Genomic DNA, 13,423 nt, shown 5'->3' on the forward strand with positions numbered 1-13,423 from the left:
CTCTCGCCGAATAGCACCGAAAGGAACCGGCCGATGAAGGAACGTTTCACATATTCCACCTACATCCGCTGCAGCCCTGACCTTCTTTGGCAAGCCCTTACTGCCAGGGAGGTTACCAGTCAGTATTGGGCGGGCACTTGGCAAGAAAGCGACTGGTCGCGGGGCTCTCCTTGGCGGCTGGTTGCTCCGGATGGGCGGACAGCGGATTCGGGAGAGGTCCTTGAGGCGGATCGGCCGAACAAGCTTGTGATTTCCTGGCGCGACGAACTTCATGAGGAGCTCCGCCAGGAGGGGCATTCCAAGGTTAGCTACGTCCTCGAAGAGATCGGCACGTCGGTAAAGCTGACGGTCATCCAAGAATCCGAAGTGGAAAACTCCCTTGCTATCGCTGCTATGTCAAAGGGATGGCCTCATCTCTTCGCCAGCGTCAAATCCCTTCTTGAGACGGGCTACCCGCTGGAAGAGACAAGGGCGTGGCCCGTAGACCTTTGATCGCGGATCACCATGTCGGGCCGGCCCGCAACTGCCTGAGCTATCTCGGTCGACGACCATAAGGCGATTTGGCGGTCAGAGAAGGAAAATTATGTTTACATGTCTGGCTCAAGCCTGTTTTTCCGCCGCGCTGACGTCGGTCGAATGAGACTGTATCTGTGCAGCGTCGAGCGCGATCCTCACGCCGGTCAGAAATGATTGCTCGTCGGCGAGCTCTGGCGTGTATTGGCGAACCGTATAAAGCCCCAAGAGTGCCAGGTAGATGGCCTTTGCAAGTTGTTCCGCCAGTGGGTGCGGCGCACCAAGAAGTTTGAACTCCTCCGTGAGGTGTTTCGTGCGTATCGCGTCCACCTCCCGCACTGCCGCCCTCGGCAAGGGGTCCCGTGCCGCCCACGCCCGAAGCGCGCACTCTGTTTTCGCGACGTCCAAAGCACCAGACGTCGATACGACGGCGAGTTCTGCCAACGCCTCCAAGCGTTCACGCGGTGTATCGAAGTGACTTGTCTGTTCGATTAGATTGGCGGTGAAGTCACGCTTCCAAAACTCTATGATCGCCTGGAGAAGCTCACCTCTATTCTTGAAGCGCCAGTAGAACGGGCCTTTGCTCACGCCAAGAATCACGGCCAAACGCTCCACCCTGACCGCCTCAATGCCTCCGGCTGTCAGAGCAGATAATCCGGCTGCGACCCAATCGGCCTTTGTTGGACCATCTCGTCTATCTGCCATTCGACCCGCCTCACGCTTCGTCCCGTCTGCCGAAGCTAGGGCACATCCAGGAAGGTGTGTAACGCTTTTCCGCCCGGAAGTGCGTCGTTTCAAAGGGTTGGAGCGCCGGCTCCGGTTTCCGCCGGCCGGGCGGCCGCCCAAAATAGGATGAGGCCTACGGGGCCGAAGATCGCCCATTGAATAAGGCCCCATGGGTTCCCGAACCAGACAAAGGTGAAGAACAGGCAAATACCCGAGACCACCAGGAAATGGCCTCCGATTATCCAGGCTACCGGCCAGCGCCAGTCGCTACGGAATGCCGCCACCAACGTGGCCACGGCACCGCCCGCTATCAGCGCCGCCATCTGGTACCACAAGATGTCGAGCACACCGGCGGAGGCGGGTGGCAGATTGGCCGAGTAGACGGGGTACATCACCTCGGGCGTCCCGCCAATGATGTGGTAAATGGCGGCAACTGCATTGACTGCGGATGCCATGAGAAGTGCACTACGGCCGGCGCGTCCATCTTGAAGGCGATTGACTCCTGCATCCGATTTCATTGTGCTGATCCATGTTCAGTATACGGTGGCGTATACTATGCCGCCGCGACCACGTCAATACGACAGCGTATAGAAGCGATTTGGCAGTGACCGCCGCAGCGCTGAAACTACAGGACGAGATCAGTAACCGCCGACGATCGGAAGAATCTCGCCGGTGATGTAGCTCGACGTTTGCGGAGAGGCGAGAAAGACGTAGGCCGGAGCAATTTCCTCTGGCTGCGCCGCACGCTTCATCGGCGTTTGGGAGCCGAATTTCTCCACATCTTCAGCCTCTTTGTCCGATGGATTGAGAGGCGTCCAGACCGGGCCGGGCGCGACGGCGTTCACGCGGATCCCTTTGGGAACGAGATGTCCCGAAAGAGCGCGGGTGAAGGCATGAATTCCACCCTTGGTCATGGAGTAGTCCAGCAGCTCCTTCGAGCCGGTAAGGCCCGTGACGGACCCGGTGTTGATGATCGCCGAGCCGTTCTTCAAATGCGGAATAGCGGCCTTTGCCATGTAGAAGTAGCCATAGAGGTTCGTCTTCAGCGTTTCGTCGAAGTGTTCGTCGGTCAGATCCTCGATGTCACGCGTGTGGACCTGGAAGGCGGCGTTGTTGACGAGGATGTCGAGGCGTCCAAGCTGCATGACCGTTTTTTCCACTGCCTTTCGGCAGAAGCTCGCATCCTTGACGTCGCCTTTGATCACAAGACACTTTCGTCCCTCCTGTTCCACAGCAGCCTTTGTTTCGTCTGCGTCCTGAGATTCGTCGAGATGCACGATGGCGACGTCCGCCCCTTCACGGGCAAAGAGGACCGCCACCGACCGACCGATGCCGGAGTCACCCCCCGTGATCAGCGCCACCTTGTCCTTCAGCTTGTCTGAACCCTTGTAAAACGGGGCATCGTACATTGGCGCGACGGGAAGATCAGCCTCTGAGCCCGGCTTGTCCTGATGCACCTTCGGAAATGGCGGCTCCGGATAACGGCGAGCGCCCGCCTGCATGGCTCCTGAGGCCTTCGGTTTTTCCTTCTTGTCGGCCTCTTCAACCTGCTTCTGGATGTCGCGCTGTTTCTGCCCGGTTTCGGATTTCATTGATGCCTCCTTCGATTGAGGAGGATAAACGCCGCCGAGGCCAAAAGGTTTGGGCGAGACCGCATCCTCGCCATTCCTAAATCATCGTGACCTAATGAGAGGCCAATGTGCTCTCATCGATGTGTGCGCTGGCATATACCCGCCGGGCGACGATCGCGAGAAGAAGGAGCGTCACCGTTGCGACGACGCAACATATGGAGAAACCAAGTGAAAAGCCGCTTTTCGCAGTCTCAAGCCAGACGGCTGACGTTGAACCCGGCATCGACCGAGCTGTCTCGACTGCGCCGGCAAGGGTAGCAGAAACGGCCTCGGCTTGCACGGGATCGAGGCCGCTCAGGTCGGCGCGGTTCATCGCCATACGATAGACCAGGGTCGCCAAGCTGCCGAGCACCGCGATTCCCAGTGCGCCTCCAAATTCTGCGCTCGTTTCCGATATGGCCGAAGCCGAGCCTGCCCGTTCGGGCGGTGCAGTTCCCACGATCAGGCCGGTCGTGGTCAGGACGACAGGAACGAAGCCGAAGCCGATGATCATGCTGGAGCCAAGGATCCCGATCAGGCTCTCGGCGTAGGCGGCTACAGCCATAGCAGCAGCTCCCGCCGCATTGATGAAAAGCCCGCCTAGCACGGTTCTGACGGGTCCGAAGCGGTTGGTGAAACGGTAGGCCTGAAAAGACATGACTGCGAAGACGAAGGCCGATGGCGCGGACCAGAGCGCAGCCTTCAATGGCGACAGACCGAGCACAAGCTGCAGGAAGAGGTTCTGAAACAGGAAGACGCCGAAGACGAAGAAGACACCGGCGAGGTTTACCATCAGCGAGGCCGTAAAGGCTGGCACCCGGAAGAGCGCGAGGTCGACCAATGGGTCGCTGAGGCGTCGCTGACGCCTCACAAACAGGAGGCCGACCAGAAGCCCCAGTCCGATATAGACGACTTGGGCAAGCTGGAAACCGTCGGCAGCCATATGCTTGAAGCCGTAGATGATCGGCAGAACCGTCGCGAGCGAAAGCACGACACTCAACAGATCCAGTCGGCCGGCATCATTGTTCCTGTATTCCGGCAGCAGAAACGGGGCGACGGCCAGAAGCAAGAGCATGACTGGTATGTTGATCAGAAACACCGATCCCCAGTGGAAATACTGTAGCAGAATTCCGCCGATGAGGGGGCCAACGAGGCCGCCCAGCGCAAAGGCCGTGCCCCAGATGCTGATCGCCCTGTTTCGCTCCGCCTCGTTTTTGAAGAGATTGACGATCAGCGACAGAGTGGAGGGCGCGATCGTCGCACCCGCGATGCCAAGCAGAGCCCTTGCCAGAATGAGTTGCTCCGGCGTGTTTGCAAAAGCCGCGAAGGCCGATGCGACGCCGAAAGCAAAAGCGCCCATCAGCAATACCCGTCGCCGCCCGATTCGATCTCCCAGCGTTCCCATGGTCACGAGAAAGCCCGCGACCATGAAGCCATAGATGTCGTTTATCCAGAGCAGTTGCGATGCGGAAGGATCGAGGTCCGCGACGATCGCTGGTACCGCGAGGAACAGCACCGAAAGGTCCATCGAATAGATCAGGCATGCGATCGACAGGACGCAGAGGCCAATCCACTCACGGCGGCTTGCCTGCTCAGGCGTGTGACTAGTCTCGGCCATGGTCGTCCTCCGGAAAGCCGGCGGAGATTTCCCCGAATCGCAGCCGTTGACAAGTATCAATTCGACCGGCTTCGATCCCAAGGCAGGTTTTCAAGAATTCAAACTCGGCTTGAACGAGGCCGTCGTCCTTTGTCACTGAAGTAATCACACGTGAAAACGATCAGAACGGCTGCTGACGTTGATCGGAAAGCATTCGCGCTGTAGGTTCGGCACGCGAGCCAAAAGTGCGCGAGCAAGGAGGGACTATCATGCCTACAGGTACTGTTAAATTTTTCAACGACGACAAGGGATTTGGCTTCATCACGCCTGAGGATGGCGGAACGGACGTCTTCGTTCACGTGTCTGCCTTGCAGCACGGCGGTTCGCTGAAAGAGGGTGACAAGGTCAGCTACGAGGTCGGTCAAGATCGCAAGACCGGAAAGTCGAAGGCGGAAAACGTCTCCGTGCTTTGACGGCAGACTTCCGGCAGGTTCGGAGCGCCTCCGTGTTTCATTGAAACGCGGAGGCGCTCTGTCGATGACGCTTCGCCGTGTCCGGGAAACCGCTGCACACTTTCCTGGAAGTGCTCTAAAGCCGGATCACTCCTTTGACCACGACGATCCCGGCGCCGGAGAGTTCCGGCACGGGAGCAAGCCGGACGCGCAGAATGCTCCGGCGGCCCATTTTGGTGCCCTGCTCGATGACCAGTTCGTCGTTCGTAAGGTTTCCCGTGGCGGCAAGATAGGCCGCCAGGGGGCCAGCCGCGGTTCCCGTCGCAGCATCCTCCCAGAGACCAACGGAGGGGTTGAAAAACCGAGCGTAAGCCGTATCCGGCGCATCGGCGTCGAGTGCATAGATATAGCAGCCCTCCGCAGGCGTCTTCTCGAGAACGGCGAGCAATTTGTCGGCCATCGGCCGCGCTCTGTCTACGGTATCCGCATTCAGGACGCGCACCATAAGGTGCGTGGCTCCGGTATCGGCCGGACGTGCAGGCGGGTCGGGCAAAATGTCTCTGGGATCCAGGCCGAGAGCGTCAGCCAGAGGTGCGACGTCATCGAGCGGGTCCGACAGGCTCAAAGGCATCTGGCGCATGCGGCCATGGATGCGACCGCCGACCGACTCGAGCTCGATCGGCAGAACATCTCTGCCGATCTCCTGCTGAAAGGTTCGGGCCGCGGTCAGCGAACCGAGATCGCCATTCTCCCCGAGCCAGAGCCACGCCCCAAGGGCATTGTGACCCGCACCGAACACCTCTGCACCGCTCGCAGTGAACGATCGCAACTTCCAGTCCGCCCGTGTGCTCCGCATGAGGAATGTGGTCTCGGCTTGATTGAATTCGCGTGCGATCCGTCGCATCTGGTCGTCGGTCAGGTCGTCGGCGTCCTGTACCACGGCCAGCGGATTGCCCGACAGCGGCACATCCGCAAATACATCGATGAGACCTGCGATCAATTCAACCATTTTGTACCCGACTTGAATGAGCTAGATTTAGTGTAGCGTAGCGTTCATCACTGTAGCTTTTTCTTATTGAAGGATAAAAGTCGAAATCCTCAGCTCTAAGATGAACTGGATTTAGCATGCAACGTTTGCGCCTGCCTCCCTTGTCCGCACTTCGCGCCTTTGAAGCCGCCGCGCGCCGCGCCAGCTTCAAGGCCGCAGCCGAAGAGCTTTTGGTCACGCCTACGGCAATCAGCCATCAGGTCAAACAGCTCGAAGCTTATATGGGCCTGCGCGTACTGGACCGGACGCCCAGAGCCGTGACGCTGACGCCGCCGGGTAAGGCGCTTTACGAGGCGACGGCCTCCGGTTTTGGCGAAATCGAACGGGCAGTCACACGACTGCTGGCCGAGACGGCGCCGACAACAGTCACCCTGACGTCGACGACAGCATTTCTGAGTCACTGGCTGGTGCCGCGAATGGATGCGCTGCGCCAAGCCCTTCCGACGATCGACCTGCGGTTGCACACGTCGAACACGATTGAGGACTTGCGCGCCGGGGGCATCGAAACCGCGATACGTTACGGGCGTGGTCCATTCGCCGGCGCAGCCAGCACGCAACTTTGCAGCGATGCGATGACGCCGGTTTGCAGCCCAGGACTCGGTCTGTCGCAACTTGAGGACCTGCGGCGCGTCACGCTGATCCACATCGACGGGCGAAGTCGCCCGACGTCGAAACCCGACTGGAATCGCTGGTGTGAACAGACCGGCATCGCCGACCTCGATACTAGTGCCGGCCCCCGATTTCCCGATAGCATGCTGGCCGTCCAGGCGGCCATTGCCGGCCAGGGCGTGGTCATCGCCAGTCGAGTCCTTGTCGCCGATGCACTTGCTGCTGGTTTGCTGGAAGCCCCATTCTCGCAAACACTTGCCGGCGACGCCTATCATTTTGCCTCCGCCCTGGGGCTGGAACAGCGCAATGACATCGCAGCACTTCGGACGTGGTTTCAGAACTGCTTTTCCGCAGCTCATCCTGAGCCCAGACCGGTTACCGTGAGCCTCGCGGCTCGTCCTTGACCGCTGCCGCGGATCGAGATGAACAAGCTCGAATCAAGTTCCTAGCGACCGCTGACGCCAAGCTGTGCATCGATCGCGCTGCCGTTGCTTTTCGCTGAAAGTGTCACAAGGCCGCCCGAATAACTGTCCTCCGTGCCGACTCGCCATTGCCTCGTCAGGCCCGGCAGCACATATCCGACAAACCCGTCACGTCGGGCGATGACTTCCCCGCCCTGCATCAGCTTCACATCAGACAGCCTCAGCCTCCTGGCCCCATTATTTTCAACCACGAGCATGAGCCAGCCGCGGGAGCGTGCCAGACTCCAATCAACCTCCGACGCCGAAGCTTCCGGAGTGCGGAAAAGGACTGGCAGAACGTGTTGCACGGCCACGCTTTCGGCACCCGACCTACTCCCCTTTGGATCGGGCAACTCGTCGATCAACACCCGGTAGCTCTCCTCCAAGCGTAGCGGCTCCTTGCTGACGCGTACCACACTGACGATGCGGTTGCCGTGCGGCGGCAGCCGTGCTGATGGCGGGCTTGCAACGACATCGTTGGTCGGCTTCAGTTGCTCTACTCCGCCTTCCTTACTCCAACGAAGTACCCGCACCTCGATGTCGACCGGGCGGCTCACCTGGTTTCTAAGATGCAAAACCGCCGCTCGATCCGGTGCAACACGCTCGACCGAGGTCGGAGAAATGACGAGCGAAGCAGCGTTGGCAGTCAGTGTGTACAACAAAAGCAAAACAGCTAGGCCGATGCTTTTCAGCATGGAGCACATGGCGATCTCCTGTCAGGCACTTCCGTGCATCAACGCCGTGGAACTGGCGGCACTTCAACGAGAACTCGGACGGCGAACGGAGATTTCACGAAGCGCCACTCGCCTTCAATATGGGTAGGAAGAGTGCACCACGCCTAGGCTCCAGGGGGACGATAGCCAATCGACTTTGCCTTTCCAAGGGCTTCCATCGTATCCTCGACGCTGAGGAGGACAGTGGTTTCGATAGAGCTGAGCGCGCCTCCTGCGCCGATGGCAAGGGCGACGGCCGCCATCGATACGTTATCGGGCGCCTCCCACAGATTCCAACCGTCATGCTCGCCAAAGGCGTACCAGAACCCATGGAGCTTTCCGCCGACGGATTCGATATACGAACGTGCCGCCTCACGGCGATCTTCCGGGTTTTCGATCATTCGCGCCCACGTCTCGGGCGTGTAGCTGAAGCGCGTGAGATACATGGCCATGTCAGCCTCCTCTGTCACGATAACTCAGTTAACGCCGGGTCCCCGGAGAACGCGAGTTATTTCCGACGTTCGGGATCGGCCTGCGAATAGCTCCAACCTTGCCGCCTTGGATGGCAGCTTGCGTGTCATTGCGGACTGCAGCCATCGGCTCGGCCAGTGCTGAACATGGATGGTGCCCACTTCGGCGTTTAACGATGATATAATGGGTTGCTCGCTGCCTTAAACTGTGTGCACGGGGATGGCGACACCGGGGTGAACCCATGGAACGACGCGACAAGGAACAGGAGAACCTTTCCCGGCTCGAACGGGTCGCGCAACAGACCGCTGATCCAAAAACCATGCAACAGAAGGCGAAAAGGCCCGAGGAAAAATTTCGCTTCAGCCTTCGCAAAGAAGACGTCTGGTGGACGGTTGGCTTCGCGGCCGCTGCCTTGCTGCTTTTTGGCGTCCAAGTCCTGATCAATTGGCGCCTGGATTGGTTTGACGCGCCCTTACGCCTCCGCGTGATGAATTACGTCAAGGGCGGCCTTCTCATTTTTATTATGCTGACCGTTGCGAACCTAATTGAAGTCTTTCTCATTGGCCGAATTCCCAACCGTGTCTCGCGTTTCAACCTGAAACGTATTTTTCGATTGGTCGTCGTGGTCGCCATCGTCTTCGTGGCGATTTCGGTCTTATTCGTAAACTGGTACGCCGCGGTCGTTTCGCTCGGCCTGATTTCACTCATTCTCGGCTTTGCGCTGCAAATGCCGATCTCCAGTTTCATCGCCTGGATTTATATCCTGGCCAGGGCGCCATATCGCGTTGGCGACCGAATTCGCATCGGCGATGCCCATGGCGATGTCATCGATGTCAGCTATCTCGATACGACGCTGTGGGAATTCGGCGGCGAGTACCTCTGGACCGATCATCCGAGCGGACGCATCATCAAGTTTCCGAACTCAACCGTGTTCGAGACGCCGGTCTTCAATTATTCCTGGCCGCTGTTTCCCTACGTCTGGAACGAAATCAAGTTCCAGCTCGCCTATGAAAGCGATCTGGAGTTCGTGGCGCTGACCATGAGAGAGGTCGTGGAAGAGCAGGTCGGCGACATCATGAGCCAGAAGGTGAAGATCTATAAGCACATCCTCTCGAATACGCCGGTGGACGAACTCGAGGTGAAGGAGCATCCCGTGGTTCATTTTCGCGTCAGCGAAAACACCTGGCTCGAGGCCATCGTGCGTTATCTCGTGCCGCCGAAGGAAGCGGGGCGCACCAAAACACGCCTGATCAAGGAAATGCTGGCGCGAATGAACGCAGAACCCGATCGCGTACTGTTTCCGAAGAGCAATTTGCGGTGAATTTCCCCACGCCGGGTTTGCGACCATCCCCGCCGTGACGACTCGCCGGATGTTTTCGCGCCTTTGTATCCGAGATGTCAGTATTTCGCGGGAACATAAAGCTCCGGAGGCAGGACCTTCCGCTCGTAGTTGGGATTGAAAATGCGCTCCGGCAAGGTGATATCCTCGTGCGGCACATCCTCATAAGGGATTTGCTTCAAGAGATGGTCGATGCAGTTGAGCCGCGCCCGCTTCTTGTCGTTGGCCTCGACGATGTGCCATGGCGCTTCGGGAATGTTGGTACGGGCGAAGGTCTCTTCCTTGGCCTTGGTATAGGCTTCCCAACGCACGCGCGATTGCAGGTCCATCGGCGAGAGCTTCCACTGTTTCAGCGGGTCGTGGATGCGCGTCAGAAAGCGCAGTTGCTGTTCCTCGTCGGTAATCGAGAACCAATATTTGACCAGCCGAACGCCGGAGCGCACCAGCATGCGTTCGAATTCCGGCACGTCGTCGAAGAACTGCTCGACCTCCTCCTCGGTCGCAAAGCCCATGACGCGTTCGACGCCGCAGCGGTTGTACCAGGAGCGGTCGAAGAGGACGATTTCGCCGCCGGCCGGGAGATGTGGCACATAACGCTGGAAATACCATTGAGTCTTCTCGCGATCGGACGGCGCCGGCAGTGCCACCGTTCTCACGATGCGCGGATTGAGTCGCTGGGTGATGCGCTTGATGACGCCGCCCTTTCCAGCCGCGTCGCGTCCCTCGAAGATTACGACGACCTTCTCCTTGTGGTAGACGACCCAGTCCTGCAGCCTGATTAGCTCCGCCTGCAACGCCAGGAGCGCGCGGAAATAGTCCATGCGGGGAAGCGTCGGAGGGTGCGCTTTACGGTAAATCTTGCGTATTTCCTCGGATAAGGCCGGCTCTGAAAGCTCGAGCTCGTAATCCTCGTCGATTGTGTCAGCAAGTTCCGCTTCGAGCCAATCGATGCGTTCTACCTCGTCTTTCGACTTACTCATGTCACGCCTCCGCAGTTCACGCCAACAGCTGATCGCAAGAATGGCTTATTCCATGTCGGAGTGAAGGAAATTTTACATTCCCCAGGACGCATGCCGCCGGCGTAAGCAGGGTCGAGACTCACCGGCGACACAAGAACGTTGTGATGGCAGGTCCCATTTGGGCATACTAACCCGACGATCTCAATGGAGCGGACGAGCAGCGGGCATGAACTGTGAATGCCACTAAACTCCTGCTGATCTTGCCGCTATTGGCGGCTTTCGCATACATCTCGCTTGTCGGCGTGACGTATCTGTCCCAGCGCGCGCTCCTTTACCCCGGTGCAAGCGCAACTTCGGCGCCGGAGCGAGCGAGCTGGGGGCAGAACGTGTACATCCAAACGAGCGATGGAGAAGCGCTTCATGGCCTCTATAGCCAGAGCGAGCCCGGCCAGCCGTCGGTGTTGTTCTTCCTCGGAAATGCCGACCGGGTCAGCAATTATGGCTTCTTCGCCCAGACTCTTGCCGCACGCGGCATCGGCCTGCTCGCGCTTTCCTATCGCGGCTATCCGGGATCATCTGGGACGCCGAACGAGCATGGCTTATTGATTGATGGCATTGCCGCCTTCGACTGGCTTGCGGTACGTTCCGGAAACGAGATCGTCGTGCTGGGCCAGTCGCTGGGAAGCGGTGTGGCGGTCAATACGGCTGGACAACGGCCGGCAGTCGCGGTTATCCTCGTGTCTGCCTACCTGTCGGTCCTCTCGCTCGCCCAGACCTACTATCCATTCTTCCCGGTTGCGCTCCTCACCAAGGATCCCTTCCGCTCAGATCTGAAAATCGCAGAGGTGAGGCAACCGAAGCTGTTTATCCACGGCCGGCATGACACCATCATCCCATTGTCTTCAGGCGACGCTCTGTATCAAATCGCTCCCGAGCCCAAGCAGATGCTCATCTACGACGCCGGCCATAACGATCTGTGGGACGCCCGCATGGTCGACGACATCATTCGTTTTGTGGAGGCGCAAAAAGGGGACAACCCCGATCCACCGCCGCGAAGGGACCGGAACTGACGAGCCGCTAGTCCAGTGGTCATTGGGTGCTGGCGACAGACGTCAGATTATCACAACTAAATCCTAGTCCCCTAGGATTTTACAGCTTGAAGTTTTGAGGCAAGAGGTACAACGTTTCGCCCCTAACACGCAGGGGCAGCTCATCAGTACGTGCTTTTAATCAGGCAACCGTGACGCAATCGGAGGCCGCATGACCAGCACTGCTCAGAAACTTTCGCTCGCTTCGCTGTCCGCGCTCGTCGTCGGTTCCATGGTGGGAGCGGGCATATTTTCACTGCCGCGCACCTTCGGCAGTGCGACTGGTCCGTTCGGAGCGATCGTGGCCTGGTGCATCGCAGGGGCGGGCATCTTCACTCTGGCTCACGTGTTCCGGGTGCTCGCGGAACGCAAGTCGGACCTTGACGCAGGCGTCTACGCGTATGCGAGCGCCGGCTTCGGCGACTATGCCGGCTTCCTTTCGGCTCTCGGCTATTGGCTGGTCGGCTGCATCGCCGATGTGTCGTACTGGGTGTTGATCAAGGCCACCCTCGGCGCGTTCTTCCCGATCTTCGGCGACGGCAACACGATCGCGGCTGTGCTTGTCTCCTCTGTCGCGCTGTGGGGCTTCCACTTCATGATCTTACGAGGGATCAGAGAGGCCGCGGCCATCAACACCGTCGTCACCGTGGCAAAGATCGTGCCCATTCTGATCTTCATAGTCATCCTGCTCGGTGCGTTCGAGACCGACCTCTTTCGCACCAATTTTTGGGGCGGCGCGGACATGCCCGAGGCGAGCCTTTTCGAGCAGATTCGTGCGACCATGCTGGTCACCGTTTTTGTGTTCATCGGCGTAGAGGGCGCCAGCGTCTATTCGCGCTACGCGCGCGAGCGCTCCGATGTGGGCGTGGCCACGACACTGGGGTTCGTAGTCGTATTGGGACTGATGGTGCTGGTAACCCTGCTGCCCTACGGAGTCCTGGAACGACCCGAAATCGCGGGCATGCGCCAACCATCGATGGCTTCCGTTCTGGAATCCGTCGTCGGGCCATGGGGCTCCGTCTTTGTCAGTGCCGGTTTGATCGTTTCCGTGCTCGGAGCGTATCTCGCATGGTCGCTGATCTGCGTCGAAGTGCTCTTCTGCGCCGCCAAAAACGGAGACATGCCGAGCGTACTCGCCAGGGAGAACAGCAACAAGGTTCCGGCGGCGGCTCTTTGGCTGAGCAATGGCGTGATCCAGCTCTTCCTCATTAGCACCCTGTTTTCGGAAGATGCGTTTCGATTGATGGTAAACCTGACGAGCGCAATGGTTCTGGTTCCATACCTGCTGGTGGCAGCCTATGGCTTCCTTGTCGCCAAGCGGGGCGAGAACTATGACATCAGACCTAAAGAGCGGCTCCGCGATCTGATCTTCGCGGGTGCCGCCACCGTCTACACGGCATTTATGATCTATGCCGGCGGCCTGAAGTTCCTGCTGCTTTCCGCCATTCTCTACGCGCTTGGAACGGTCCTGTTCGTCTACGCAAGGCGAGAACAGAAGAAGCCGGTGTTCGGCCCTCGGGAATGGCTCGTTTTCATAGCTGCCGTGGCCGGATGCCTTGTCGGCATCTACGGTCTCCTGACCGGCCGCATCACTATATAGATTGAGAAAAAATGAAGTAACACAAAACGTTGAAGTGTTCTTTACCCGTATGAAAGTCACGCGCGGCGATGTAGATCTCATGTCCTTGGGTAAGGATTTCATCAGCAAAGCGTTTCGCTCTTGCAATTTTGAGTATTACACGTTAACATTGTGATTAATTCAAGTACGCTATAAAGCGGCGCCAGAAGCAGATAGCATCTTCAAAAATCCACGCCGCATGCAATATCCGTAATTTCA

The 13,423-nt window shown here is 58.6% G+C and carries 15 protein-coding genes; 6 read left to right on the forward strand and 9 right to left on the reverse strand.

The window, feature by feature from the left end:
- Positions 1 to 33 precede the first annotated feature (33 nt).
- Positions 34 to 492 (forward strand): SRPBCC family protein, encoded by a 459-nt coding sequence (locus AC5J09_RS03200; protein ID WP_275598187.1) that lies wholly within the window; start codon positions 34 to 36, stop codon positions 490 to 492.
- Between the two features lie 108 nt (positions 493 to 600).
- Here the strand turns inward: AC5J09_RS03200 and AC5J09_RS03205 are convergent, their stop codons facing one another.
- The 4 genes from AC5J09_RS03205 to AC5J09_RS03220 all read right to left on the reverse strand — a co-directional run bounded on the left by AC5J09_RS03205 (position 601) and on the right by AC5J09_RS03220 (position 4,467).
- Positions 601 to 1,218, reverse strand: a complete 618-nt coding sequence (locus AC5J09_RS03205; protein WP_494296867.1) for a TetR/AcrR family transcriptional regulator — start codon at positions 1,216 to 1,218, stop codon at positions 601 to 603.
- 89 nt (positions 1,219 to 1,307) lie between these two features.
- Positions 1,308 to 1,757 (reverse strand): hypothetical protein, encoded by a 450-nt coding sequence (locus AC5J09_RS03210; RefSeq protein WP_440853024.1) that lies wholly within the window; start codon positions 1,755 to 1,757, stop codon positions 1,308 to 1,310.
- A 120-nt stretch (positions 1,758 to 1,877) separates the two neighbouring features.
- The gene (locus AC5J09_RS03215; protein ID WP_440853025.1) at positions 1,878 to 2,831 is read right to left on the reverse strand and encodes an SDR family oxidoreductase; all 954 of its coding nucleotides are present in this window, start codon (positions 2,829 to 2,831) and stop codon (positions 1,878 to 1,880) included.
- A 91-nt stretch (positions 2,832 to 2,922) separates the two neighbouring features.
- Entirely contained in the window at positions 2,923 to 4,467 is a 1,545-nt protein-coding gene (locus AC5J09_RS03220) for an MFS transporter (protein ID WP_494296868.1), read from the reverse strand.
- A 248-nt stretch (positions 4,468 to 4,715) separates the two neighbouring features.
- Here AC5J09_RS03220 and AC5J09_RS03225 point away from each other — a divergent pair, with 248 nt between their 5' ends.
- Positions 4,716 to 4,919 carry a cold-shock protein gene (locus tag AC5J09_RS03225; protein WP_018096455.1) on the forward strand — a complete coding sequence of 68 codons (204 nt, stop codon included), beginning with the start codon at positions 4,716 to 4,718 and terminating at the stop codon, positions 4,917 to 4,919.
- A 115-nt stretch (positions 4,920 to 5,034) separates the two neighbouring features.
- On the opposite strand, the gene AC5J09_RS03230 is transcribed toward AC5J09_RS03225, so the two are convergent.
- On the reverse strand, positions 5,035 to 5,907 hold the full coding sequence (locus AC5J09_RS03230; RefSeq protein ID WP_275598180.1) for a PhzF family phenazine biosynthesis protein: 873 nt from the start codon (positions 5,905 to 5,907) through the stop codon (positions 5,035 to 5,037).
- Positions 5,908 to 6,023: 116 nt separating this feature from the next.
- Between AC5J09_RS03230 and AC5J09_RS03235 the strand changes: the two genes are divergently transcribed.
- A complete protein-coding gene (locus AC5J09_RS03235; RefSeq protein ID WP_494296869.1) occupies positions 6,024 to 6,959 on the forward strand; it encodes a LysR substrate-binding domain-containing protein in 936 nt (311 codons plus the stop codon).
- Between the two features lie 41 nt (positions 6,960 to 7,000).
- On the opposite strand, the gene AC5J09_RS03240 is transcribed toward AC5J09_RS03235, so the two are convergent.
- Positions 7,001 to 7,720 carry a fimbrial biogenesis chaperone gene (locus AC5J09_RS03240; RefSeq protein WP_102762079.1) on the reverse strand — a complete coding sequence of 240 codons (720 nt, stop codon included), beginning with the start codon at positions 7,718 to 7,720 and terminating at the stop codon, positions 7,001 to 7,003.
- A 134-nt stretch (positions 7,721 to 7,854) separates the two neighbouring features.
- Positions 7,855 to 8,181 carry a GYD domain-containing protein gene (locus tag AC5J09_RS03245; RefSeq protein WP_180980742.1) on the reverse strand — a complete coding sequence of 109 codons (327 nt, stop codon included), beginning with the start codon at positions 8,179 to 8,181 and terminating at the stop codon, positions 7,855 to 7,857.
- 260 nt (positions 8,182 to 8,441) lie between these two features.
- Between AC5J09_RS03245 and AC5J09_RS03250 the strand changes: the two genes are divergently transcribed.
- Complete coding sequence (locus AC5J09_RS03250; RefSeq protein WP_018096459.1) at positions 8,442 to 9,521, forward strand: mechanosensitive ion channel family protein; 1,080 nt, start codon at positions 8,442 to 8,444, stop codon at positions 9,519 to 9,521.
- A gap of 77 nt (positions 9,522 to 9,598) precedes the next feature.
- Here the strand turns inward: AC5J09_RS03250 and ppk2 are convergent, their stop codons facing one another.
- Positions 9,599 to 10,519: a polyphosphate kinase 2 gene (gene ppk2, locus AC5J09_RS03255; protein WP_100673543.1), complete on the reverse strand. Its 921-nt coding sequence runs from the start codon at positions 10,517 to 10,519 to the stop codon at positions 9,599 to 9,601.
- Between the two features lie 212 nt (positions 10,520 to 10,731).
- Here ppk2 and AC5J09_RS03260 point away from each other — a divergent pair, with 212 nt between their 5' ends.
- Together AC5J09_RS03260 and AC5J09_RS03265 are read left to right on the forward strand one after the other, a co-directional pair.
- On the forward strand, positions 10,732 to 11,568 hold the full coding sequence (locus tag AC5J09_RS03260) for an alpha/beta hydrolase (protein WP_494296870.1): 837 nt from the start codon (positions 10,732 to 10,734) through the stop codon (positions 11,566 to 11,568).
- A gap of 190 nt (positions 11,569 to 11,758) precedes the next feature.
- Complete coding sequence (locus tag AC5J09_RS03265; protein ID WP_494296871.1) at positions 11,759 to 13,186, forward strand: basic amino acid/polyamine antiporter; 1,428 nt, start codon at positions 11,759 to 11,761, stop codon at positions 13,184 to 13,186.
- A gap of 168 nt (positions 13,187 to 13,354) precedes the next feature.
- On the opposite strand, the gene AC5J09_RS03270 is transcribed toward AC5J09_RS03265, so the two are convergent.
- Complete coding sequence (locus tag AC5J09_RS03270; RefSeq protein ID WP_146032676.1) at positions 13,355 to 13,405, reverse strand: twin-arginine translocation signal domain-containing protein; 51 nt, start codon at positions 13,403 to 13,405, stop codon at positions 13,355 to 13,357.
- Positions 13,406 to 13,423 lie beyond the last annotated feature (18 nt).

The sequence above is a fragment of the Sinorhizobium sp. genome, from assembly GCF_059070375.1.

Excerpts from the sequence above, each read along its gene's own strand:
- AC5J09_RS03200 (WP_275598187.1), top strand. The coding sequence starts at position 34 with ATGAAGGAACGTTTCACATATTCCACCTACATCCGCTGCAGCCCTGAC.
- AC5J09_RS03205 (WP_494296867.1), bottom strand. The coding sequence starts at position 1,218 with ATGGCAGATAGACGAGATGGTCCAACAAAGGCCGATTGGGTCGCAGCC.
- AC5J09_RS03210 (WP_440853024.1), bottom strand. The coding sequence starts at position 1,757 with ATGAAATCGGATGCAGGAGTCAATCGCCTTCAAGATGGACGCGCCGGC.
- AC5J09_RS03215 (WP_440853025.1), bottom strand. The coding sequence starts at position 2,831 with ATGAAATCCGAAACCGGGCAGAAACAGCGCGACATCCAGAAGCAGGTT.
- AC5J09_RS03220 (WP_494296868.1), bottom strand. The coding sequence starts at position 4,467 with ATGGCCGAGACTAGTCACACGCCTGAGCAGGCAAGCCGCCGTGAGTGG.
- AC5J09_RS03225 (WP_018096455.1), top strand. The coding sequence starts at position 4,716 with ATGCCTACAGGTACTGTTAAATTTTTCAACGACGACAAGGGATTTGGC.
- AC5J09_RS03230 (WP_275598180.1), bottom strand. The coding sequence starts at position 5,907 with ATGGTTGAATTGATCGCAGGTCTCATCGATGTATTTGCGGATGTGCCG.
- AC5J09_RS03235 (WP_494296869.1), top strand. The coding sequence starts at position 6,024 with ATGCAACGTTTGCGCCTGCCTCCCTTGTCCGCACTTCGCGCCTTTGAA.
- AC5J09_RS03240 (WP_102762079.1), bottom strand. The coding sequence starts at position 7,720 with ATGTGCTCCATGCTGAAAAGCATCGGCCTAGCTGTTTTGCTTTTGTTG.
- AC5J09_RS03245 (WP_180980742.1), bottom strand. The coding sequence starts at position 8,181 with ATGGCCATGTATCTCACGCGCTTCAGCTACACGCCCGAGACGTGGGCG.
- AC5J09_RS03250 (WP_018096459.1), top strand. The coding sequence starts at position 8,442 with ATGGAACGACGCGACAAGGAACAGGAGAACCTTTCCCGGCTCGAACGG.
- ppk2 (WP_100673543.1), bottom strand. The coding sequence starts at position 10,519 with ATGAGTAAGTCGAAAGACGAGGTAGAACGCATCGATTGGCTCGAAGCG.
- AC5J09_RS03265 (WP_494296871.1), top strand. The coding sequence starts at position 11,759 with ATGACCAGCACTGCTCAGAAACTTTCGCTCGCTTCGCTGTCCGCGCTC.